The following is a 24,267-nucleotide window of genomic DNA, read 5'->3' on the forward strand; positions in this document are numbered from 1 at the left end:
GATGCGGACAGTATCTCCGGGACCCGCGAACGGTCCCTCTGTCACGGCGACCGTCCCGCTCGGCGTGCCACCGGTCTGGGCGGTGCTCGAGCGCAGGCTGTTCGACGCCCTCGACGAGGCCTGGCGGGCCTTCGCCGCCCGCTACTGCGGCCCCGACGGCCGGCTCGTCTACCACGGACCGGCCGCCGACCGGGACGGCGCCGACGACTTCTACGAGGCGTTCTTCAACTGGCCCACGCTCTACCAGCTGGGCGGGGCCGACGACCTGCTGGACGCCTCGAAGCACCACTGGGAGGGCGTGACCGCGCAGCTCACCGAGCTGGGCTACCTGGTGGACGAGTTCGAGCGCGGCTATGACTGGTTTCACCAGGGCGAGTCGCTGCTGCTGTTCTACGGCATCTGCGCCGCCGACCCGCGCGACGAGCAATTCCGCGAGCGCGCCCGCCGCTTCGCCGATCTCTATCTGCCCGGCTCGGCCAACTACGACGCCGAGCACGACATCATCCGCGCCCCGCACAACGGCGCCGGCGGCCCCCGCTACGGCCTGCAGTGGGAGTGGGCCTCCTACCACACCGACCTGATCAGCATGCGGCCGTACGGCCTGCCGCTGCGCGACCTGCCGGGCATCGCGGAGTGGGCGGACCTGGGCGACCCGAGCAACGCCGCCCGCATGGGCGCCGCCATGAACGAGCGCCTCGGCCGCGGCGACGTGGCCGTCAACCTGGCCGCGACCAGCCTGGCCGTCAACGCCTGGCTGTACGACGGCGACGACCGCTACCGCGACTGGGCCCTGCGCTACATCGGCGCCTGGGAGCGCCGGGCCGCGGCCAACGGCGGGATCCTGCCCGACAACGTGGGCCTGTCCGGCGAGGTCGGCGAGTTGCACGGCGGCCGCTGGTACGGCGGCACCTACGGCTGGCAGTGGCCGCACGGCCTCTACAGCGTCGGCGCCGCCGCCGCGATCGCCGCCGTCAACGCCCACCTGCTGACCGGCGACGAAGCCGCGCTCGCCATCGGCCGCGACCCCCTGGAGATCGTGTACGAAAAGGCCGTCCAGGCCGGCGTGACCGAGACGGAGATGAGCACCAGCGACCGCTGGCTGGCCGAGCTGGGCGACGAGGCCGGCAAGCCCACCATGCTGGTGCCGAACCGGCACGACGACGGGGGCTGGTTCGACTTCCAGCCGCCGCAGCTCGGCCTGCCCGTCTGGCTCTGGTACACCTCGCTCGGACGGCAGGACGCCGAGCGGCTCGACCGGCTGAGAGCCGCCTCCGGATACGACTGGGCCACGGTGCGCCCGTTCCGGAACAAGGAGGAGGCCGGGCACGAGGCGCCCTGGCTGGAGTTCCTGCGCGGCGCCAACCCCGGCTTCCCCGAGGCCATGCTGTCCACCGCGCTCGGGCAGGTGCAGCGCCGGATGGCGCTCATCGACGCCGACCACGAGGACCTGTCCGCCATCCACGTGCACCACTGGCAGCGGCTCAACCCCGTGCTCACCGAGGCGCTGCTGCAGCTCGTCACCGGCACCCCGCAGGTGCTCTACAACGGCGGGCTGCTGCCCACCCGGCTGGCCTACTTCGACGCCGACCGTCACCGCCCGGGGCTGCCCCGGGACGTGGCCGCGCTGGTCGACTCGGTACGCCCCGACGGCACCCGCGTCGAGCTGGTCAACCTCGGCCTCACCCACACCCGAAGAGTCGTGCTCCAGGCGGGCGCGTTCGGCGAGCACCGCATCGACCGCGCGGTCATCACCCGGGGGGATGAGGACTACCCCGGTGACCCGCGCTCCTACACCACTCCCCCGATCACCGAGTCGGAGCGGGAGGTGACGGTGGACGGGCCGCGCCTCGTCGTCGAACTGCCGCCCGGCCGCCGCATCCGGCTCGACCTGCACACGACCGCGCGCGTCCGCACGCCGTCACACCAGTACTACTGAGGAGCTACATGGACGACGCCATCTGGGATCTGCCTGTTCGCGGGCAGCTGCCCGCCGGACCCGACCCCGTCCTCGTGGAGGGGCTGAAGCGGATCAGCTCGGCCACCGCCTGCGCCAAGCTGCACGCCCAGGGCATCCGGCGGACCTTCATCGAGGGACCGCGTCCTATCGCGCAGGGGCAGCAGATCGCCGGCCGGGTCCGCACGCTGCAGTTCATGCCACAGCGCGAGGACATCGCCTCCGGACTCGGCCAGGAGTACGTCGAGCGGCACACCGCGCTGTGGGCCGTGCTGGAGACGATCGAGCCCGGCGACGTGCTGCTCGTGCAGGCGTACGGCAGCGCGTACACCGGCTGCTTCGGCGACATGCTGGTGCGCTACTTCAAGCGCAAGGGCGGCGCGGGCATCGTCGTGGACGGCCGGATCCGGGACCTGCCCCGGGTGAGCGGCATCGGGCTGCCGCTCTGGACGACGGGCGCGACCCCCCATTACGCCTCGCAGGCGGAGCTGTTCCCGTGGGCGTACGACGTGCCGGTGGCCGTGGGCGGGGCGCTCGCGCTGCCCGGCGACCTGTGCGTGGCCGACGACGACGGCGCCGTGGTCGTGCCGCGCCGGCGCGCCACGTCGGTGCTCGAAGCCGCCGCCGACCACGAGCAGTGGGAGCGCTACAGCCGCGCCCGCATCGAGGAGGGCGGGGCGCTTTCTGACTACTACCCACTCACCCCCGAGACCCGCGCCGAGTACGAGCGGTGGCGGGAAGTTAAGGAGAGCCAGTGATCCTCAGGTCCCTGGGCGCGGTCGTCTTACTCCTGGGCGGACTGACGACCCCGACCCCGGCGGCTGCCGCCAAGACGTGTGACTATTTCGTCTCCCCCTCAGGCGGCGACCGCGGCGACGGCAGCGCCCAGCGCCCGTGGAAGTCCATCGAGCAGGCCCGCGACCAGCTCCGGGCCAAGAAGAAGTACCACCAGAACTGCGACATCGTGGTCAACCTCAAGACCGGTGACTACGTGGTCGACAAGACGATCACCTTCACCGAGGCTGACTCAGGCGAGAACGGCCACAAGATCATCTACCGCAGCGCCGACGGCCCCGGCAAGGCCAGGCTGCTCGGGGCCAGGCCGCTGACCGGCTGGCAGAAGTACGACGACAACATCTACAAGACCAAGGTCGACCGGAACTTCTACACCCTCTTCGAGGACGGCAAGCGCGCCACCACCGCCCGCTACCCCAACAGGACCAGCGACGACCTCTGGTCGCCGTACCTGTTCTCGGTGCTGCCCGAGGCGGAGTACCAGGCCGTGCACAACTGGCTCTTCTTCGACCCCAAGGACGTCCCGAAGGAGTGGGACGCCGACTTCGACAAGAACGCCCAGATGGTCGTCTGGTCGGGCGGGTCGTGGAGCTGGTTCAGCGACACCGTGCCGCTCGGCGGGGCCGACTTCCGCAAGAACTTCTTCACGTTCAACCACGACACCCGCTTCAGCCTCGTCAACAGCCGCAGCGGCTCCCGTTACTTCCTGCAGAACACGCTGCGCTTCCTCGACCAGCCGGGCGAGTACTACTTCGACTTCGCCAACAGCGAGGTCTACTACTGGCCGAAGGGCTCGATCGACAAGGTCGTGGCGCCCACCGTCAAGACGCTCATCTCGCTGGCCGGGTCCTCGCCCGAGCGGCGGGTGCAGAACCTCGCCTTCGACGGGCTGGCGCTGCAGTACTCCGACTTCGTCGACTGGTACCGCTACGGGTGGAACGCCGCCGGCGACTCGGGATACGAGCACAAGTACCCGATCTACGACCGGCAGATCGAGCTGCCGCGCAACCGGTTCGGCATGATCACCGTGACGAACTCCCGCGACATCGACCTGACCAGGCTGCACCTGTCCGACAGCGGTTACACGGGCGTCTTCCTGCTCTTCGCCAACGAGCGCGTCAAGGTGACCGACAGCCTGCTGGACAACATCGGCGGCGACGGCATCAAGGTGGAGGGCGGCTATCCCGGCGAGGGCGACATCACCGGGCACCACACGTTCGCCAACAACTACATCTACCACGTCGGCGAGCTGGTGCCCGGCGACGCGGCCGGCATCGAGATGATGAGCACCGGCAACAACGTGGTCAGCAACATCGTCGTCAAGCACAGCGCCCGCTACGGCATCAGCCTGGAGGTCCGTCCCGAGATCAAGAACGAGGACAACTACGCCCGCAACAACCGGTTCTCCTACATCCGCCTGGAGGAGACCGGCCTCGACAGCGGCGACATGGGCGCCTTCTACACCTACGGCGTGCACAACGTCGAACCGCACCCGATCGACAACTACGTCTCGCAGATGGTGATCGGCGACGTCATCAACGACCCCGCCGGGCAGATGCCGGACTCCGGCACGCGCGGCGTCCACATGGACGCGGGCGGCTGCGGGTTCTCGATCGAGAACGTCGAGGTGGGCAAGGTCAGCGACGACAAGTACCAGGCCTACAAGTGCAACGAGGTCAAGAACGCCAACTGGGCGGACGGCTTCGACACCTCGAAGATGGAGTACGACAAGATCGGTGTGACGAGCGCGTTCCCGTACCCGATCCCGAGCTAGACGCCATCGCGAGGGTCCGGCCCGGCCGGGCCCTCGCCCCGGGCCTCCGAGCAGCCTGCGTCCCGCGTCCGTCGCGCGGGCGCCGCACCCCCTGGAGCGCACGCATCATGGACGACCTCTCGCGCCGCGGCTTCCTCTTCACCGCGACCACCGCGACCCTCGCCGTCACCCTCCCCGTCTCCCCCGCCTCCGCCTCAGGTCATCCGGGCGCTGGGTGGTTCGCGCGGCCGCGCCGGGCCGTGCGGCCGATGGTGCGCTGGTGGTGGCCCGACGCCCACGTCGACCCCGCCGAGATCCGGCGGGAGGTGGACGTGCTCGCGGACGCCGGGTTCGGCGGGGCGGAGATCGCGGCGGTGCACCACAGCATCCGCGACAAGTCCGTGCTGGACCCGGCCCGGCACGGCTGGGGCACCCCCGCCTGGAACGCCGCCGTCGAGGCCGCGCTCGACCAGGCGGCCCGGCGCGGCCTGACCATCGACCTCACCATCGGCCCGTCCTGGCCGGCCGCCGTCCCCACGATCACGCCGGAGCACCCGGCCGCGGTCAAGGAGCTGGCGCACGGCTCGGTCGCCGTGGCCGGGGGCGCCACGTACGCGGGCGAGGTGCCGCCGCCCGCCGTCGCCGGGCATCCCGCGCGTACGCCGCTGCTGGTCCAGGCGGCCCGGCTTGACCCCGCGAACTCCACCCGCAAGGAGACCGGCCTCGACCCCGCCTCGGTGGTTCGGGTGCCCGTGAACGACGGGCGCGTCGACTGGACGGCGCCCGCCGGGGGCGAGTGGATGCTGATCGCGTACTGGGAACGGGGCTCGGGCCAGCGTCCCGAGTCCGGCCCGCACACCGTGCCCGAGGCGTACGTGGTGGACCACTTCAGCCGGGCGGGCACCCGGGCGGTGATCGACTACTGGGAGTCCACGCTGCTCACGCCCGCCGTGCGGCGGCTGCTGAAGCGGGCGGGCGGTGCGCTGTTCGAGGACTCCATCGAGATCGAGAGCGACGCGCTGCCGTGGACGCCGGGGTTGCTCGCGGAGTTCGAGCGGCGGCGGGGGTACTCGCTGGCGCCGTACCTGCCGGTGGTGGTGCTGGCGGAGGAGGATCCGGTCTTCGCGTACGACGCCGTGCTGACCAGGCATGCCCGCAAGGACTACTGGGACACGGTCTCCGAGCTGTTCAACGAGCACCACTTCGGGATGCTGCGCGACTGGGCGCATTCGATCGGCCTGGAGCTGCGGGCGCAGCCGTACGGGCTGCAGACCGACGCCATCGCCGCCGCGGCCATTCTCGACGTGGCCGAGGGTGAGTCGCTCGGCTTCAAGAACCTCGACGACTACCGCTGCCTGGCCGGGGGCCGGGACCTGGCGGGGCGCGAGGTGCTGTCGTGCGAGGCGGGGGCGTACGCGGGCGGGGCGTACACGACGACCTGGACGAAGCTGCTGCGCACGGTGGGGGGCGCGTACGCGGCGGGGCTCAACCAGACCGTCCTGCACGGTTTCTCCTACGCCACGGCGCCGGGTGCGGCCTGGCCCGGGTTCGCCGCCTTCACCCCCTATTCGGGGACGGTCGGCTATGCCGAGTCGTGGGGTCCGCGCCAGCCCACCTGGCGGCATATCGGCGATATTTCCGGATATTTCGCTCGAATCCACCAGATTCTGCGAGAAGGTACGCCACGTGCGGACGTGGCGGTCCTACGCCAGACCGGCTACACCAAGACCGGCATCGGCGCCGCCTGGTTCACCGCGAGCGGCGTCCCCACCGGGTGGACCCACCAGTTCATCAGCGCACCCCTGCTCGACCTGCCGTCCGCCCGCGTCTCGGGCCGCCGGCTGGCGCCTTCCGGGCCCGCCTACAAGGCGCTGTTCGTGGAGGGCGACCGCTTCTACGCCTCCGAGTGCACGATGACGGTCGCGGTGGCGCGGCGGCTGCTGTCGTACGCGCGGGCCGGGCTGCCCGTCGTACTCCTCGGCGCGTGGCGGTCCGCCTCGGTGCCGGGGGTGGCCGCGGAGGGGGAGAACGAGCGGCTTCGAGCGGTTCTGACCGACCTGCTGGCCGAGCCGTCCGTCCGGCTTGTCGCGGACCAGTCGGAGATCCCGGTCGCGCTCGCCACCCTCGGCGTGCGTCCCGACATGCGCTACGCCACCGCATCCACCCTCCTCGCAGCCCGCCGGGTGGCCGGCGACGTGGACTACTACTACCTCTGCAACGGCAAGCACACCGAGAACCCGAAGCCACCGGTGGCGCCCATCGACCACGACGTCACGCTGGCGCGCACGGCCCGCGACGGCGTCCCGTACCTCCTGAACCCGTGGACCGGCCGCGCCGAGCGCCTGGCGCTCTACACGGCTGACACCGACGGGATCCGGCTACGGGTGAAGCTGCGCCCGGGCGAGTCGACGGTGCTGGCCATCGGTCGCCCCGGCCTCTTCGGAACAGGCCCGGTGCAGGGACCTCACGCCGTGGCCACGGACGCCGACCTGGTGAGGTACGACCTGGGCACACTGGTCGTGCGCGCCTCCCGCGCCGGGATCTACACCACCACGCTCTCCGACGGCCGCACCGTCACCACCGTGCTCGGTCCGGTGCCCGAGCCGGTGCCCCTGCCGTCGTGGCGGCTGGAGGTCGAGGACTGGCGTCCGGAGGGCACGACCACGCACCGACTGACTCTCGACCAGCTCACCCCCTGGTCAGACATTCCCGACCTGACCGACACGTCCGGCATCGGCGTCTACACCACCGATGTGCGGCTGGAGGGCGGGGCGTACCTGGATCTCGGCGCGGTGACCGACACCTGCCGCATCCTCGCCGACGGCCGCCGCCTGGACCCCGTGAACCAGCTCAACCCGGTCGTGGACCTGGGACGGGGCGTCCGCACAGTGCAGGTGGAAGTAGCCACCCCCCTCGGCAACCGACTCAGGGTGGCAGACCCGACGGTCTACGGCGGCCTGACCCGCCAGCCCTACGGCCTCCTCGGCCCGGTCCGGCTCGTCCCGTACGTCGAGGCCGGCCTGAACCTGGGTTGAGGGGGGTCAGGGCGTGGAGGAGGGCTCGGGGGTGCCGTTGGGCCACAGGCAGGTAGAGGTGGAGCTCAGGGAAAGCACGTCGCCCTCCGTCCAACCGATGGTGATGAAGAAGTCGTCGGGGCGGGAGCGCCCATAGAGTTGCAGGCCGTTGTCGGACTGGGCCTCGATGTAGTGGCCTTGGCTCTGCCAATACGCCTTCACCTCGACGATCACCTTCTTGAGCGAGCCCTTGGGCAGCCCGCGCAGGTAGTACGTGCGATTGATGATGAGCCGATCTTCGGAGCCTCCGTCGACCGGGTCGAGGCACAGGCTGTCGTTGAGACTGGGCTGGTGCAGCTCCAGTTCGGGCTTGGGATGCATGATGGCGACGGTGCCGTTGATGAGCTGCTCAATGCGGGCCAGTGCCTGTGCCTTGGTGATCGTCGGCTTGTCGGCCGATTCGTTCATCGCTCCTCCTAGAGCTCCACCGGGCGCGCATCCTGCGACGAGAACCGCGGCTGCGATGATCAACCTGGCGGAGCGGAACATCTAGTCTCCTGGCGGGGTCGGCGACGGCTGCGGACTGGGCGACGGCGGGGACACGGGCTCAGGAGAAGGACGTGCCGGAGGTGGCGACGGTGTCGGCAAGGGTGTCGGAGTCGGCACCTGCTTCGGCGTCGGCAGCTTCGTCACCTGGTCATATCGACCAGCGATGATGAATCCCATGTTCCTCAGCGAGACCGACTCATCGTTCCAGTAACCGGAGTGCGTCCCGATGTCATACCCAGTAAAAGCCAGGAAGCCCGAGACTGGCGTAGGGCTGACAACGAAACGCCGAGCGCCGAAGGCGATGTTGCTGGGGTCGGCGCCGAAGGGGCCTGGGCCATTCGGGAGGGCGGGTTGCAGCACGCCCGAGATGGGGTGCCGCCCACCGCTCACCGGAAGGTGCCCCAGGTCGGCTACCGGGTCCTGCGGGGACTCCCCTACCCACACCTGTTTGACTCCCAGATCGCCCGCCTGCATCGCCATCGTCCCCGGGCTGCCCACGAGGATGAGCTGATCGGCGAACGTCCCCTTCCTCGTCTGGGCGGCGATGCCGGTTACCACGCTGCCGTAGCTGTGGCCCAGGACGGTGAACCGGGGTGTGCCGGCCGCCTGGTGGGTGGCGTGCAGGCCGTCCAGGAAGCTGGCCAGCGGACCGGCTCCGGCCTGGGCGAGATGGTGTGAGGCGACGGAGGTGTCAGCTCGGAGGATCCCGGCGTCGAGTTGCGGGGCCGTGTAGCCGAGCCAGAGGATCGAGGCGGTCTTCGTGTGGGGGGCCGAACGGCTCGCCTGGTCCCAGAGGGTTCCGGCGCGGGCCACGTCGGCGCCGATCCCCTCCAGGGTGCTGCCCGTGCCCGGCACGGAGGTGACCACCGGGTCGGCCTTGTCAGGGTCGCCGAAGGAGATGGCGGCCTTGCCGAGTCCGCCCAGTTCGAGGGCGAGCAGGAGCGCGGGCGGGCGGCCGTTGACCCCGCCCAGGGCCAGGCTCTTGGTGACGGCTTCGATCTGCCGCTGCTGCTTCTCCAGTTCCTCGATCTCGCGGCGCGTGCTCATCCTCCGCCACGCGTCCGCCATGATGATCCCCTTCGCCAGGGACTCGTCCAGGGCCCGGAGCTCCGCCAGCCGCTTGGCGATGGCGTCCTTACGTATGGCGAGGTAGGCGCGGTTCGCGCTGTCGCGGGTGGCGGCGGGCACGCCGTTGAGCGAGCTGACCAGTTGCGGCGCGGCCTCGATGAGCCGCTGGCGGGCGGCCGGGTCGAGCAGCTGCCACCAGGCGCTGACCCGGGCGGCGAGGGTGGAGTCCTTGCCGGTGTTCTGGGCCGCCACCATCTTCTCCAGCGCAGAGGTGTCGCCAGCCGCGGCGGCGGCCATCACGTCGCCGATGGTGCCCGGGGCCGGGGCGGACCCGCCGAACAGCCCGAAGCCGAGCACGGCCGCAGTGGCCGCCTCTCCATCGGGGCGACTCTGGAGCAGGGTCAGCCGTCTGCGCAGGTCGACGACCTGTCCGGCGGCCCAGGCGCCCACGCCCCCGACCTGCTGGGCGGGCGCGGCGCTGACGCCCGCGGAGCCCAGCGCCGCAGAGAGAACACCTCCCGCGGCGGGGAGTTCGTGCCCAACCCGCTCCAGATCCGCCACCATGCGGGTCATCGCCTCCACGTTCATCCCGGAGTAGCCGCCGCGCGTAGATGGAGCGGCGGGGAGCGGGGTGGACAGCGACGGCGGGGCGGCGTGCCCGCCGAGGGCTCGGATGCGGTCGGCGACCTGCGCGGCCGCCACCTCGAAGGCACGCTGCAGCCGGGCCCGCTGGTCACCCATGGCCTGGGTGAAGGGGCCGGCGCCACCGCCGACCCAGGCGTGGGCCGCCATGTAACGCATGCTGGAGTCGAGCGCGCCGACGTGATCGCCGGCCAGTCGCACCACCCGCGCCAGGGCCTCCTCCAACCCTGCCGTGTCACCTGCCACAACCTCGTACGGTGACACAGTCGCCACCGTACGACGGCTCGTCATAACTAGAAGTTATCGACTGTTCGCACTGAGTGACCAAGCACGGTCAAGCGCGATCGCCAGGACGGCCTTCCCCTGGAACGCCACCCGCCCGTTTCGTCCGCGGAAACGCTGCCCCGCGTCCCCTTCGAGGTGGTCGTGCCACAGGCGCTTCGCCTCCCGCGCCCCGGAGGGCTCTCGCTGACCCGGTCTCCCTAGGCCGACCTCTCCGTTCGGCGGACATGGCCGAGGCCGCCCGCTGCGCTATCCGGAAGAGCTGCGGCTGCGTCGCAAACGCCGGTCCATCTTGATCACCATGCTCGGCGGCTTGTGGCCTTCGCGCTCAGCCGGTCGCCGCCGGTATCGCCCGCCTACCCGCAGACCTGTATGGGGTGTTCCGGCCCATAAGCTGGGTTCGTGAATGCCGGAGTGAGACGCGAGTGGTGACGCGCAACGACGTGGCGCGGCTGGCGGGCACCTCGCCCGCCGTGGTCAGCTACGTGATCAACAACGGGCCCCGGCCGGTCTCGGCTGCGGCCCGGCAGCGTGTGCTGGACGCCATCAAGCAGCTCGGTTACCGCCCCAATGCGGTGGCCAGGTCGCTGCGCTCGCGGCGCTCATGGACCATCGGGGTGATCGCCTCCGACAGCGCCGGCGGGAAGAGCCCGTTCTTCGGCCAGTTCACCCGGGCCTGCGAGGAGGTGGCCTGGCAGCGGGGCTACTCGGTGCTGTTCGGCAACTCCGCCGAGGATCCGGCGCGGGCGGAGGGCTATGTCAGGGGGTTCCTGGAGCGGCAGGTCGACGGGCTGGTGCTGATGAGGGTGCCGGTCTCGGCCGATCAGGCCGAGGAGATGCGGGGACGCGTTCCGGTGGTCACCATCGACCACGCGGCGCCGCCGTTCTTCTCCCGGCTCGCGGTGGACGACGAGGAGGGCGGCTATCAGGCCACCCGACATCTCCTGGAGCACGGCCATCGCCGCATCGGTTTCGTCGGCGGCCCGCTGGACATCACCCCCGTGCGGCTCAGGGCCGCGGGCTGGCGCCGCGCGCTCCAGGAGGCCGCGGCCGCCGCCGGGTCGGAGGCGGGGCTGGTCGAGGAGGCCGAGCTTGTCAAAGGGGCGGGGCTCGTTGAGGAGGGGGAGTTGAGTCTGGAGGGTGGCTACGAGGCCGCGCTCCGGTTGCTGTCGTCGCCCTCGCGTCCCACGGCCCTGTTCGCCTCCATCGACGGCCAGGCCATCGGCGCGATGCGCGCCGCTGCCGATCTCGGGCTGCGGGTGCCCGGGGATGTGGCGGTGGTGGGGTTCGACGGGGCGCGGGAGGCGGCGTACACGGTGCCCGGGCTTTCGACGATCAGCCAGCCGATAGACGAGATGGCTCGCCACGCTACGGAGACGCTGGTCGGCGCCATCGAGTCGGAGGGTGTGGAGCCGGTGACCAAGATCTTCTCCGCCACGCTCGTCACCCGCGGCTCCTGCGGCTGCCCTGAGCCTCGCCTGCACCGTTGATCCCCCAGCCGTTGATCCCCCAGCCGTTGATCACGCAGCCGCTGATCACCCGGGCACGCGTGCCGCGGGCAGCGGCTTGTCACGGCTCTTCCAGTGCGTACGCGATCGCCCGGGAGAGCCCGAGCCGCGTGCCGTCCCGGAAGGCCGCCGTGAACGCCTGAGCCCCCAACTCCCGGCGCGCCCGCTCGGCACACTCCTGGTGCGATCTCGCCTGGTACCGCATCCGCGCCGGAGAGGCGGCCACCGCCTCCCACAGGACATGGGCGGCTCCCAGCAGCCGGGCGGCCCGCTCGTACCGGCCACGTGCCGCGGCCGTCCAGGCCAGCACCTCCAGGGACTGCGGAAGGCCCCACCGGTCGTTCGCGGCGCCCCAGAACGCGGCCACCTCCCGCATCCTGGCCTCGGTCTGCTGCAAGTCGCCCTGCTCCCAGCGGGCCATGCCGACCGCGTACAATGCGTACGCGCGGAAGAGCGTAGCGTTACGCCTCTCGCACAACGTCACGAGTTCCTCGCCGTACTCGGCGGCCCGGTCCGGACGCATCGTGGCGGCGAAGAGGCCGGCGACATACAGGGTGACCCCCACCGCGTGGACGTCGCCTCTCGCCCAGTGCCGGGCACGGGCCTCCTCCAGGAGCGCGAGCCCGCCCTCGACGTCGCCCTCGGACAACGCCGCGACGCCGGCGAGCTGGACGGCGAACGCGAGCGCTCTCTCATCGCTCAACTGACGAGCGAGCGCCAGGCACTCCCGCGCGTCGGCCGCCGCCGCATCGCCCTGGTAGTGGGCGAGCAGCCCGTCGGCCCACAGGCCCATCGCTCTGGCGACGCTCGATCGGGGTACGAGCGCGAGGCCGCGCTTCAGCCAGTACCGGCCTTCGCTGAGACCACCGGCGACGAGCCAGTTGGCCCACAGCTCGGCGGCGATCTCCAGACCGGCGGCGGCGTCGCCGGGCCGGCCGAAGCAGAGGTCGAGGGCGACGCGTACGTTGGGCAGCTCCGGCTCCAGCTTCCGCATGCGATCGATCTGGCCCGGCTCCACCCGGTCCACGCGCACCTGCTCGACCAGTTGGCGATAGTGCTCGATGTACCGCTCGCGCAGCGCCTCCGCGTGCGCGGCGGGCAGCTGTTCGCGGCCGTACGCGCGGATGGTCTCCAGCATGCGGTGGCGGGCCCCGGCGCCGTGCGGCTCCGCGACGCCCAGGATGGACTTGTCCACCAGCCCCATCATCAGATCCAGCACGTCCTCGCGGGCCAGTCCCTGCCCGGGGCAGACCGCTTCGGCGGTCTCCACGTCCACTCCCCCCGGGAACATCGACAGCCGTTCCCACAGCCGCCGCTCGCCGGCCGAGCACAGCCCGAAGCTCCACTCCATGGTCGCCCGCAGGGTCTGGTGGCGTGCCAGCCTGCCGGGGCCGGCCTCGGCCAGCGCGTCCAGGCGCTCGTCGAGCTCGTTCACGAGGTCTTCCACGGAGGTCGTCCGCAACCGTACCGCCGCCAGCTCGATGGCCAGCGGGATCCCGTCCAGGCGCCGGGCCAGCCGGGCGACCGCCCGGGCGTTGGCCGCGTCGACGTGGAAGCCCGGCCGGATCGTCGCCGCCCGCTCCGTGAAGAGGCGCACGGCGTCGCGCCGGGCGATGTCGCGGGTACGGTCGCCGGGCCGCGGGATCGGCAGGGACGGCACCGGCAGCACCCGCTCGCCATACACTCCGAGCGACTGCCGGCTGGTGGCCAGGATCTGCAGCCGCGAGGTGCCGTACAGCAGCTGCTCCACCAGCCGGGCGCACGCTCCGAGCAGATGTTCGCAGTTGTCCAGCACCAGCAGCAGCTGTTTGTCCGCCAGGTGCTCGATCAGCTGGGCCTCGAGGTCCGGCGTGCGGTCGTGGATGCCCAAGGAGGCGGCCACGGCGGGGGCCAGCAGGTCCTCGTCGTCGATGGTGGCCAGCTCCACCAGCCGGACGCCCTCCCGGTACCTCCGGGGCAGGATCTCGCTGACGCGGCGCGCCAGCCGGGTCTTGCCGACCCCGCCCACGCCGGTCAGAGTCAGCAGGCGGGTCTTGGCCAGGAGCCGCCTGACCTGGGCGATCTCATGCCGTCGTCCGACGAAGCCGGGAGCGTCGGCCTGCCGCCGGTCCGCCGCCGGCTCCTCGGCGTCCGGAGGGCTCCAGATCGTGTCTTTCACAGACATGATCACTCGCCGCCGGGCGGCCTCTCGCCGGTGCGGCGGGCCTGCTCCGCGACCCAGCCGACGATCTGGGTCCTGGAATTGAAGCCGAGTTTGCACAGAATGTGCTCGATGTGGCCCTCGACGGTGCGCTGAGCGATCACCAGCGCCGCCGCGATCTCCTTGTTCCGCATCCCCCGGGCGATGAGCTGGGCGATCTCGGTCTCCCGCGGGGTGAGCGGCGTGTACTGGTCCTCCTCACCGGACGGGCCGCGCGAGGGCGCCTCCTCCATGAGGGCGTACGCGAGCGCCTGGTCGGCGGAGCGCCTGGCCCCGCGCTTGACGGCCGCCTGGAAGGCCGGTTCGCCAAGGGCCCGGCGGGTACGGTCCTCGCATTCGTCGTGGTACCGGACGAGGTGGCCGAATCCCAGCAGGGGCGTGCCGATCGCCTCCCAGACGTTGCGCAGAACGCCCAGCAACGCGCCGGCCCGCGGGTACTCCTCTTGCGCGGCGGCGATCCAGGCCAGCACCTCGATCGTGAGCCCGACCCCGACCGAGTCGTCCAGGGCGTGGAAGACGCGCAGGCTCTCCTGCTCCAAGGCGGTCGCGCGCCGCACGTCGCCCTGGCGCCAGCGTTCGATGCCGAGCGCCGTCATCGTGTACGCCCGGTGCCAGCCCTCGCCGTGGGCGTCGCAGATGGCGATGCCCTCCTCGGCGGCGGCGACGGCGCTGTCCGAGCCGCCGAGGAACGAGTGCGCCAGGCAGAGCCAGGTCAGCGCCTGGACCTGGCCCGCCGGGTCTCCACCGGCGCGATGATGGGTCACCGCCTCCTCGAAGGACTTGACGGCCGACTCGGTGTCTCCCGCGTGCATGGCGACCATTCCGGAGTAGAGCGCGACGTAGCCGAGCACCGGTTCCAGCCCGAGTTTCTCGCCGAGCGTCCTGCTCTTGGCCAGCAACCCGACGGCCGAGGCCTGATCGCCCTGGATGATGGCGAGCGAGCCGCATGCCCACAGCGCCCGGGCCCTGACCTCGGACCGGGCGGCGGGCTGCGCGAGTCCCTGTTCGAGCCAGTCGCGGCCTTCGCCCAGGTGGCTGCTGGTGATCCAGTGGTCGAGCAGGTCGCTCGCCATGTCGATGCAGAGCCCGGCGCGCTCGGCCTGGCAGTACTCCAGGGCGGTGCGCAGGTTGGGGTGCTCGACGCGCAGCCGGGTCAGCAGTTGCGCCTGCGCCGGGCCGAACAGCTGCGCCTGCGCCTCACGCGAGAGCCGCCGGTAGTAGTCGCGATACCGGCGTTTCAGCTCCTGCTCCTGCCCGGAGGCCACGAGACGCTCACGCCCGTACTGCCGGATCGTGTCCAGCAGCCGGAATCGCACTCCGTACGGATGTTCCTCGCGGATCAGGACGGACTTCTCCACCAGGCCGATCATCAGATCGAGGATCTCGTCATGGGCGATGCCGGCCCCGGCGCAGACCGCTTCGACCCCCTCCAGATCCAGGCTGCCGGTGAACACCGACAGGCTTGCCCACAGCCGGCGCTCGTCCTCGGTGCAGAGCCCGTGACTCCAGTCGATCAGGGCGCGGAGCGTCCGGTGGCGGGACACCGTGGCGCTCGGCCCCGTGTTGAGCAGCCCGAACAGATCGTCCAGCCGGTCGAGCAGCTGGTGGAGCGAGAGCACGCGCAGCCGTACGACGGCGAGCTCGATGCCGAGCGGCAGACCGTCCAGGCGGCGGCAGATCTGCTCGATCAGGTCCTGGTTCTCGCTCGTGACGGTGAAATCGGGCAGAACGGCCGTGGCTCGCTCGGCGAAGAGCCGTACCGCGTCGGACATGGCGGACGCCGTGTCAGGCTGGGAGTCGCAGCCCGGCAGCGGCAACGTCGGCACGGGGAACGCCTGCTCGCCGACGGCTCCCAGCGGCTGCCGGCTGGTGGCCAGGATGCGCAGGTCCGGGGCGCAACGCAGCAGCGCCTGGGCCATCATGGTGGACTCGTCGAGGACGTGCTCGCAGTTGTCGAGGACGACCAGCGTCCGCCGCCCGCACAGGTGCTCGGTGAGCACCTGGAGGGGTGGCCGGGCGGTGTGACTCTGGATCTTCAGCGCGGCGATCGTGGCCTGGGGCAGCAGGGCCGGGTTGTCGAGTTCGGCGAGTTCGACCAGCCAGACTCCGTCGGGGAAGGCCCGCCGCAGGTCGGTGGCGACGCGCAGGGCCAGCCGGGTCTTGCCGACGCCGCCCGGACCGGTGAGGGTGACCATCCGGGCCTCGGAGAGCAAGCGCTTGATCGCCGCTACTTCGTGCCGACGCCCGATGAAACTGGTCACCTCAGCGGGCAGACCGCCGGCGTACGTCTGCGCCGAGGCGCGCAACGTGGCAATGGTCATCGATGCCTCGCATCGGCTCCACCGAGTGGGTCACCGTACGCGACCAAGAGCCGATATAACCAACATATGCCCAGGACGGGCGCCGATGACCCGGACGATATGCCTGGTCAACGGGCATATCTGGACCTTGTACCGAATCATGGGCAACCCCGGCCTCGCGCGTGGAACAAATTTTGCGCTGAGTGTCTGACTCGTCACTTAACTGACCTTGGCGTTGCTCTGATACGATCTTGGCCCACTGACGGGCTGGAGGCTTGGTGGCCGAAGTGTTGGCCCTGTTGGCCGAGGATCCCAGGACGGTGGGACCCTACCGCCTGGAAGGGCGACTCGGGGTGGGCGGGCAGGGCACCGTCTACCTGGGGCGCGGCGGCGACGGCGGCCCGGTGGCGGTCAAGCTCCTGCACCCGCACCTGATGGCCGACCACCGGGAGCGGAAACGGTTCCTGCACGAGGTGGAGACCGCCAGGCGGGTGGCGCCCTTCTGCACGGCCCAGATCCTCGACTGCGGGTTTCTCGGGGGCAGGCCGTACATCGTCAGCGAGTTCGTGGACGGGCCGTCGCTGCATGACGCCGTACGCGACAACGGGCCGCGCGGGGCGGCCGCCCTGCAGCGGCTGGCGATCAACACCGCGACCGCCCTGATGGCCATCCACGAGGCCGGCGTGGTGCACCGCGACTTCAAGCCCGGCAACGTGCTGCTCGGGCCCGAGGGACCGGTCGTCATCGACTTCGGCATCGCCCGGGCGCTGGACCTCAGCCAGTCGGTCGTCAGCAGCCAGGCCATCGGCAGCCCCGCCTACATGGCGCCCGAGCAGATCTCCGGCGGCGACGTCGGGCCCGCGAGCGACCTGTTCGCCTGGGGCGCGACCATGGTCTACGCGGCCACCGGGCAGCACGCCTTCACCGGCGAGTCGATCCCCGCCGTCCTGCACACGATCCTGCACGGCGAGCCGGACCTCGGCGGGCTGGACGGGGCGGTGCGGGCGCTGCTGGGGGAGTGCCTGTCCAAGGTCCCGGCCCGGCGGCCCACCGCCGCTCAGGTGATCGAACGCCTGCGCGCTCTGCCGTCCCCGGTCTGGAACACCGTTCCGGTGAGCCGGCCGGGACGCCCGGCCGTCACCGTTCAGAAGGCGGACGGCCGGAGGCGCGGCCTGATCATGGGTACGGCGGGCGCGACCCTGCTCGTCGCCGCCGCGGCGGCCGGCTACTTCGCGCTCGTGCCCGCCGCGTCCGGCAGCAAGGCGACCGGGACGACCGCGGCGACCGCGGTAGCGTCGGTGCCCGTGGCCTTGCCTTCCTCCAGCGCGCCTGAAACGCCGACCACGCAGGACACACCCGCCCCGGCGGAGATCGAGCGGTCGTCGGCGGCCGAGGCCGTGCCCAGCACGAGCGCCGTCCCGCGCGGCACGTCGAGCCCGACCCGCAGGACGCCGCGTACGAAAGCACCGGTCGTCGAGCCCACCCAGAAGCCGACCAAGAAGCCGACCCGCAGGCCCACGACCAGGCCGACCAGAACCACACCGCCCCCGAGCAGCCCGCCGGCGCCCTCCCAGGGCTCGATCACCTTCAACGACGCGCATGAATACTGCAAAGCGCAGGGCTACAGCATGGCCGGCGGAAACTGGAGCTCGCTGTCGTGCTTCGGCATGACGACCAAACCCATCACCGCGACGGCGGTGTGCCAGTGGAAGTACCAGGGCCGCGACGCGGTCGCCGAGCAGCCTCAGTACGCGTACTCGCAGGAGACGACCTGCCGGCTGTCATGATGATCATGCCTTCGTGGCGGCGGCCACGATGCGGCGGACGATCTCCTGGGCGATGGGCTCCGGCGAGCCCGAGACGGTGACCCGGGTACGGCCACCCCCGGGCACGAACGTGCTGGAGCCGTCCGCCCCCACCTCCACCCGGCCCTCCGGGCTGAAGGCGAACAAGTCCGGCGCCAGCATGCTCAGCACCGTGATCGGGTCGTGCGGGCTGTTCCACTCCTCGTTCCAGAACCGCCACCACTGCTCGATCTCCGCCTTCAGCGCCTCCCCCAGCGCCCCGGCCCCCGCGACGGCGGCCACGTCGGCGGCGTCCATCCGGACCGTGGTGGTGATCTCCAGGCCGGTCACCGTGATCGGCGCCCCCGAGCCGAAGACGATGGCCGCCGCCTCCGGGTCGCAGCGCAGGTTGTGCTCAGGCTCTGGGTCGTTGAAGCGGCCTCCCATGATCCACAGGTGCCGGACGTCCCGGGCGAACGACGGCGACGCCGTCAGAGCGTTGGCGAGGTTGGTGAGGGGCCCGACCGCCACGACGTCCACCTGGCCGGGCGCGCGGCTCACCTGGTCCACCAGGTACGCCGCCGCGTCCCCGGAGTCGACCGCCTCGGTCTCCAGGTCGGTGAAGAGCCTGCCCTCGTGACCCGCCCACCAGACGGGCCGGTCCGTCAGGGTCTTGGCCGCCCCCGGGATGACGGTCAGGGACCGGTCCGCGAGACGTACCAGCCGCTTGGCCAGGCGCGCCCGCAGCAACGTGTCACCGTAGACGGTCGTGCAGCCGACCAGGTCCACCTCCGGCGAGCCGAGCAGGACGGCGAGCGCGAGCGCGTCGTCCACGTCGGAGCCGATGTCGGTGTCGAAGATGACGCGCATGGTCGAAGAACTCATGGAGACCCTTCTCGGAGGTTATTCTCGGAGGTTATTTGAGACCTGTGGTGGCGATGGACTGCGTGAAGTGACGCTGGAAGCGCAGGATGATCAGCAGCGGGATGACCGTCAGCACGATCGAGCCCGCGAACAGTTGCCCGTAGTCGATGGTGAACTGGCCACGCATGTTCGCCAAGGCGATCGGGCCGAGCTGGTGCTCGGCGTCGGTGCCGATGAGCAGCGGCCAGACGTACGACTGCCACTGGAAGATGAACAGCGTCAGGCCCGCGCTCACCAGGGCGGGACGCGAGAGCGGCAGGTAGATCCTGGCGAACACGCCGAACCAGCCGAGCCCGTCGATGCGCGCCGCCTCCACCAGGTCCTTGGGGATGGCCAGGAAGAACTGGCGCAGCAGGAAGATGGCCAGGCCGTGGCCCAGGCCCGGGAGGATGAGCCCGGCGTACGTGTTCGTCAGGTCCCAGTCGCGGAACAGCGTGGCGAGCGGGATCGCGATCGCGTCGAAGGGGATGAGGAAGCTGAGCACCACGATCGCGAACAGCGCCCCCTGGCCCCTGAACCGCACCGCCGACAGCCCGAACGCGGCCGCCGCCGAGATCAGCAGGCCCACGGCCACGGTGGCCAGCGCCACGAGCAGGGAGTTGAGTATCGCGCGGCCGAAGTCGCCGGTGACCAGGCTCGCGTAGTTGCCGAGGGTGGGAACGGCCGGTACGAGCGTCTCCCACGACAGCCGCGAGATGTGCCGGAAGATCTCCGAGCCGCCGCGCAACGAGCTGGACAGGGCCCAGAGCAGGGGCAGCGCGAAGACCAGGCCGACGATCGTGCCCAGCAGGGCGTACAGACGTCTGGACACGGTCAGTCCCTCCCCCGGAGCAGCCGGAACTGCACGATCACCACGGCCAGCACGAGCAGCACCAGCAGCATCACCTCGGCCTGGGCGAGGTTCAGGTCGCCCACGGAGTAGGCGCGGGTGAAGATGTCGAACATGGTGACGTTGGTGGAGCCCTGCGGGCCGCCGTTGGTCAGCATCTGTACGGGGGCGAAGACGAGGAAGTTCGAGACCGTGTCCGCCACCAGCACGAACGCCAGCGGCCTGCGCAGCAGCGGCAGCGTGACGTGCCAGAAGCGCGCCCAGGCCGACGCGCCGTCGATCGCGGCGGCCTCGTACAGGGAGGTGGGGATGTCCTGGAGCCCGGCGATGAGGAACATCATCCAGTAGCCGACGCCGATCCACGACAGCAGCACGATCAGCGACCACAGGGCCTGGCCCGGCGAGGTGAGGAACGGCTGCGGCGGGATGCCCAGCACGCTCAGCACCGAGTTGAGCAGGCCGTCCGGCCGGTACGCGACGCTCCAGATCGCCGCCGAGACCGCCGGGGGCACCGCGATCGGCAGGATCACCAGCACCCGCAGGAACCGGACGCCCGCGAAGCGGCGGGTGAACAGGACCGCGAGGGCCAGGGCGGCGGCGATCTGCAGCGGGTTGACGATCAGGCTGAACACGAGCGTGACGCGGACGCTCTGGAGGAACGTCGGGTCGGCGAAGAGCGTGGCGTAGTTGCCCAGGCCGACGAACGTGGTCTCGCCGGTGACCAGGCTGGTGTGGCTCAGGCTGCTGGCGAACGCCATGACGGCGGGGATCAGCCGGAGAACGAGGAGCGCGACCAGGGCGGGCGCCAGGAACGCCAGCGACACCAGCACCGGCCGCCCGACCACCCGGCCGCTCCGCTTACGCCGAGACGACGGCGCGCCCGACATACCCGCCACGCCTCCGCCTCCGCCTCCGCCTCCGCCTCCGCCTCCGGACGACAGGTGGTGCCCGTCCGACGCGCCCGTCATCGCAGCTGGGCCCAGGCCGTCTTGACCTCCTGCGTGGCCTGTTCGAGCCGGGCCTTGGGATCGGCTCCGTTCCGGATGTCGGCGAACGCCTTGGTCATGATGTCCTCGAACTGGATGTACCCCACCGACCTGGGCCGCGCGACCGCCGTGTTGTCGGCGTCGTACGTGAGGATCTCGCCGACCCCCTTGCTCTTGTCACCGCCCAGCGCGTCGAGGGTGGGGACGTACTTCTCGAAGGCGGCCCGGTTCGACGGGATGATCGTGGTGGCCTTCGTGGTCAGCAGGTTGCCCTCGGGGTCGAGCGAGGCGTACTCGAGGAACTTGCGCGCGAGCGGCTGGTTCTCCGAAGCCGGGTTGATGCCCCAGGACCACGAGCCGGTCGGCGTCACCTGCTTGCCGCCCTTGAAGTAGGGGTACGGCGCCACGCCCCAGTCGAGGTCCTTGGCCCCCGAGAAGACGCCCACGTCCCACGGGCCGCCCGCGAAGAAGGCCACCTTGCCCTCGCTGAACAGCGGCGAGGTCTGGAACGAGCCGACCCCGCGCGGCGCCAGCTTGTTCGCGAACAGGTCGCGGTACCAGGTCATCGCCTTCACCCAGCCGTCGGTGGTCAGGTCGGGCGTCAGCATGTCGGGCCCGGTGATCCCGGAGCCGCCGCCGAGCGACTCGGCCAGGCTCTGCAGCTGGTAGTACTGCTCGATCTGCTCGGGGATGAACGCCCACTGGGCGCCACCCTCGGCCTGCGCCTTCTTGCCCGCCTCGATCGTCTGCTCCCACGTCCAGCGCTTGGCGGGGTCGCTCGGCGGCGGGGTGATCCCGGCCTTCTTCAGCAGGGTCTTGTTGTAGAAGAGGAACTGGTCGGAGGTCCAGATGGGGACGGACCAGAGCTTGCCGTTGTGCTCGTTGACCTCGTACTGGGCGGGCAGGGCCGCCTGCTTGACCCGGTCCTTCCAGTCGCTCAGATCGACCAGGAACCCCCGGGTGGCCAGCGCCGCGACGCGCGGCTGGTCGACGGTGTAGACGTCGATCGTGTCGTCCTTGGCGGCCAGCCGCTGCTGCAGAGTGCTGTTGAGCTGGTCGAAGGGGATCTGCGTGTACGCGACCTGCACGCCGGGGTTCTTGGCCTGGAACCCGTCGATGACCGGCTGGAAAGTCTTGGGATCTTCGGGCCCGACGAACCGCAGCGTCTTCGACGCCGAATCTCCCCCGCCCCCGCCTCCTCCGGATCCGCACCCGGCCGCCAGCACGGCCAGGAGGCTCACCAGGGCCAGGCTCTTCTTCATGGCTTTGCTCCTTCAAGCCTTCCGGCCGCTGACCAGGTCAAGCGCCGACTCTACACGTGTCACATGCACGATGGCCGCCCAGCATGCCACGAACCCCCACGAACCGACAAGACCTTCCACTCTTGACCGATCTTGTCGAGCCGTCTACATATATATTCAAAGCCAACTATCCATTCGCTCTCAGAGAGGTGAATGTGAAGGCCCCGATCACCACGCTCCTCACCGCAGCGCTCGCCTTATCCCCCACTCCCCCACCCTTCACCTCCCCGGGAACGACCCCCCTAGCCAGCGCCGGGACCACCTCCACCAGCAACACCTCACCCACCACCGCCAGGACGACCACCAGCAGAGCCACAACCACCACCGACGGGACAACCACCGGACACGCCCCCATCCACCGTGACCGGCACCGCCGAGCCACAACCACCACCGGCGGGACGACCACCCGCACCAGAACCACAGCCACCCCCAACGGAGCGACCACCAGCACCAGCACGACAGCCACCACCACCGCGGCAGCGGCCACCACCAACTGGGGCCCAGCCACCATCGACGGAGCCACGACCACCAGCAGCAGAGCCAACGCCGCCATCGACAGAGCGACGACCAGCGGAGCCGCAGCCGCCATCGGGGCGGCAAGCGTCAACGGACCAAGCACGACCGATGGGGCGGGAACCCTCACGGAACCAACCATGGCCGATGGAGCGGGAACCCTCACGGAACCAACCGTGGCCAATGGGGCGGGGACCCTCACGGAACTAACCGTGGCCGATGGAGCGGGGACCCTCAGCGGACGGGATGTGCCCAATGGGGCGGGAACCCTCGGCGGACCAGACACTGACGGTGGGACGGGGGTGCGGTTTTCGGTGCCCGGGCGGGCGAGGGGGACCTGCGTGGACGCGCCGTTGAAGATCAGCTTCCCGGCACCCCCGACGCTGGGCTCCTCTGGCGCGATCGAGGTGCGCCGGGTCGCCGACGGCGCCTTGGTCGATCGGGTCGAAGCCGCCGCGGCCAAAGCCGACAAGAAGAACATCGGAGCCGCCGTCTCCGACACGGGCCTGCCGCACGACTTCTCGTACGAATCGATCATGATCGACGGCAACGCGGCCAACGTGTACCTGCACCGGCAGCTCGAGTACGGACAGGAGTACTACGTCACCGTCGACCCCGAGGTGTTCACGGGGTTCGGCGGGGTGCAGGATGCCGGAAGGTGGGGCTTCAAAACCCGGAAGCGGGGGGTTCAGAGTCGGCACCTGACGGTTTCCGGGGCTGGGACCGGGGACTTCTGTACGGTGCAGGGCGCCGTCGACGCCGTGCCGACCGGCAATCAGTCGCCTGTGACGATCGACGTACGGCCGGGTGTCTACACCGAGATCGTCTACGTACGCGAGGACCGGCCGCACATCACCGTGCGCGGGGCGGGCGCGGGCCGGACCGTGATCCAGTACGCCAACAACGATCTGCGCAACGGTGACGCGGCGCTGCGCCAGGGCGGCCCCGCCGATGTGTGCCCGCGCCGCGTGCTGGAGACCTCGGACCTGCACAACTGCTGGCGCGCCATGTTCGGGGTGGACGCGGCGGACTTCCGGATTCAGAACCTCACACTTCACAACACGACCCCCGACGGCGGCTCGCAGGCGGAGGCGTTCCGGGGCAACAACGAGCGGATCGCACTCGAACGCGTGGACCTGCGCAGCCACCAGGACACCCTGCGCCTGCAGGGCAAGGGGTTCGTCACCGGCAGCCGGATCAGCGGCGACACCGACTTCGTGTGGGGCACCGGCACGGTGTTCATCCAGGACTCGGTGCTGGAGTCGACGGACGCCGGCTACATCTCGCAGAGCCGCAACGACGCGACCCGGCCGGGCGCGGTGTTCGTCCGCACCAAGCTGACGCGCGCCCCCGGCGTACCGGACGGCTCGGTGGTGCTGAGCCGCAGCGCCGTGTGGCGGTTCACGCACAGCCAGGCGGTGTTCATCGACACCGAGATGGACGGCCACATCGCCCCTGTCGGCTGGGCCATAGACCCGAACGACTGCGCGCAGGCACAGACTCTCTCCTTCTGGGAGTACGGCAGCACCGACCTCACCACCGGCCGCGCCATCGACACCGCGCAACGGCTGCCCTGCTCCCGCCAGCTGACGACCGCCGAGGCGGAGAAGTGGAGCGACCCGTCGTTCGTCCTGGGCGGCTGGAATCCCCGGTCACGCTGAGCCGGGCAGCGGCGCACCTCCGGCCACCGAACCAGGGCGATGCGCTCTCCTGGCGAAGGACCGCCGCGGTGCCTCTCCAGGCCCCCGGACCGGAGGGGTGCACCCCGGACGCCGGACCAGGGCGGTGCGCCTCCTGGCCGCCAGACCAAGGCGGTGCACCTCCCGACCACCAAACCAAGGCGACACGCCTCCCAGAGAACGAGC

General features: G+C 70.7%; 16 protein-coding genes. 7 read left to right on the forward strand and 9 right to left on the reverse strand.

Features of this window, described 5'->3' with window-relative positions:
• The first annotated feature begins 1 nt into the window (after window position 1).
• From ABZX61_RS37715 to ABZX61_RS37730, 4 genes are all read left to right on the forward strand, one after another.
• A complete protein-coding gene (locus tag ABZX61_RS37715) occupies window positions 2-1,936 on the forward strand; it encodes a hypothetical protein (RefSeq protein ID WP_355201055.1) in 1,935 nt (644 codons plus the stop codon).
• 8 nt (window positions 1,937-1,944) lie between these two features.
• A complete protein-coding gene (locus ABZX61_RS37720; RefSeq protein WP_350733800.1) occupies window positions 1,945-2,712 on the forward strand; it encodes a hypothetical protein in 768 nt (255 codons plus the stop codon).
• Window positions 2,709-4,523: a right-handed parallel beta-helix repeat-containing protein gene (locus ABZX61_RS37725; protein ID WP_355201057.1), complete on the forward strand. Its 1,815-nt coding sequence runs from the start codon at window positions 2,709-2,711 to the stop codon at window positions 4,521-4,523. Before ABZX61_RS37720 ends, ABZX61_RS37725 begins: the two co-directional genes overlap by 4 nt.
• Before the next feature lie 107 nt (window positions 4,524-4,630).
• A complete protein-coding gene (locus ABZX61_RS37730) occupies window positions 4,631-7,537 on the forward strand; it encodes a glycosyl hydrolase (RefSeq protein WP_355201059.1) in 2,907 nt (968 codons plus the stop codon).
• A 6-nt stretch (window positions 7,538-7,543) separates the two neighbouring features.
• Here the strand turns inward: ABZX61_RS37730 and ABZX61_RS37735 are convergent, their stop codons facing one another.
• The gene (locus tag ABZX61_RS37735) at window positions 7,544-7,984 is read right to left on the reverse strand and encodes a hypothetical protein (RefSeq protein WP_355201061.1); all 441 of its coding nucleotides are present in this window, start codon (window positions 7,982-7,984) and stop codon (window positions 7,544-7,546) included.
• An 81-nt stretch (window positions 7,985-8,065) separates the two neighbouring features.
• A complete protein-coding gene (locus ABZX61_RS37740; protein ID WP_355201063.1) occupies window positions 8,066-10,039 on the reverse strand; it encodes an alpha/beta hydrolase in 1,974 nt (657 codons plus the stop codon).
• 446 nt (window positions 10,040-10,485) lie between these two features.
• Here ABZX61_RS37740 and ABZX61_RS37745 point away from each other — a divergent pair, with 446 nt between their 5' ends.
• Window positions 10,486-11,547, forward strand: coding sequence for a LacI family DNA-binding transcriptional regulator (locus ABZX61_RS37745; RefSeq protein ID WP_355201064.1), 1,062 nt, complete (start codon window positions 10,486-10,488; stop codon window positions 11,545-11,547).
• Window positions 11,548-11,626: 79 nt separating this feature from the next.
• Here the strand turns inward: ABZX61_RS37745 and ABZX61_RS37750 are convergent, their stop codons facing one another.
• A complete protein-coding gene (locus tag ABZX61_RS37750; protein ID WP_355201066.1) occupies window positions 11,627-13,723 on the reverse strand; it encodes an AAA family ATPase in 2,097 nt (698 codons plus the stop codon).
• Between the two features lie 8 nt (window positions 13,724-13,731).
• Entirely contained in the window at window positions 13,732-16,086 is a 2,355-nt protein-coding gene (locus tag ABZX61_RS37755; RefSeq protein WP_355201068.1) for a LuxR C-terminal-related transcriptional regulator, read from the reverse strand.
• A 257-nt stretch (window positions 16,087-16,343) separates the two neighbouring features.
• On the opposite strand from ABZX61_RS37755, the gene ABZX61_RS37760 reads away from it, so the two are divergent.
• Window positions 16,344-17,852, forward strand: a complete 1,509-nt coding sequence (locus ABZX61_RS37760) for a serine/threonine-protein kinase (protein ID WP_355201070.1) — start codon at window positions 16,344-16,346, stop codon at window positions 17,850-17,852.
• 3 nt (window positions 17,853-17,855) lie between these two features.
• Here ABZX61_RS37760 and ABZX61_RS37765 read toward each other — a convergent pair whose 3' ends face one another.
• From ABZX61_RS37765 to ABZX61_RS37785, 5 genes are all read right to left on the reverse strand, one after another.
• Window positions 17,856-18,734: a nucleoside hydrolase gene (locus ABZX61_RS37765; protein WP_350733814.1), complete on the reverse strand. Its 879-nt coding sequence runs from the start codon at window positions 18,732-18,734 to the stop codon at window positions 17,856-17,858.
• A gap of 31 nt (window positions 18,735-18,765) precedes the next feature.
• The gene (locus tag ABZX61_RS37770) at window positions 18,766-19,584 is read right to left on the reverse strand and encodes a carbohydrate ABC transporter permease (protein ID WP_355201072.1); all 819 of its coding nucleotides are present in this window, start codon (window positions 19,582-19,584) and stop codon (window positions 18,766-18,768) included.
• 2 nt (window positions 19,585-19,586) lie between these two features.
• Complete coding sequence (locus ABZX61_RS37775; protein WP_355201073.1) at window positions 19,587-20,447, reverse strand: sugar ABC transporter permease; 861 nt, start codon at window positions 20,445-20,447, stop codon at window positions 19,587-19,589.
• A gap of 119 nt (window positions 20,448-20,566) precedes the next feature.
• Window positions 20,567-21,850, reverse strand: a complete 1,284-nt coding sequence (locus tag ABZX61_RS37780) for a sugar ABC transporter substrate-binding protein (RefSeq protein WP_355201075.1) — start codon at window positions 21,848-21,850, stop codon at window positions 20,567-20,569.
• A gap of 166 nt (window positions 21,851-22,016) precedes the next feature.
• Window positions 22,017-22,532, reverse strand: a complete 516-nt coding sequence (locus ABZX61_RS37785; RefSeq protein WP_355201077.1) for a hypothetical protein — start codon at window positions 22,530-22,532, stop codon at window positions 22,017-22,019.
• 211 nt (window positions 22,533-22,743) lie between these two features.
• Between ABZX61_RS37785 and ABZX61_RS37790 the strand changes: the two genes are divergently transcribed.
• The gene (locus tag ABZX61_RS37790) at window positions 22,744-24,063 is read left to right on the forward strand and encodes a pectinesterase family protein (RefSeq protein ID WP_355201079.1); all 1,320 of its coding nucleotides are present in this window, start codon (window positions 22,744-22,746) and stop codon (window positions 24,061-24,063) included.
• Window positions 24,064-24,267: the final 204 nt, after the last annotated feature.

The organism is Nonomuraea sp. NPDC003709, from assembly GCF_040610775.1.
Lineage (GTDB): Bacteria > Actinomycetota > Actinomycetes > Streptosporangiales > Streptosporangiaceae > Nonomuraea > Nonomuraea angiospora_A.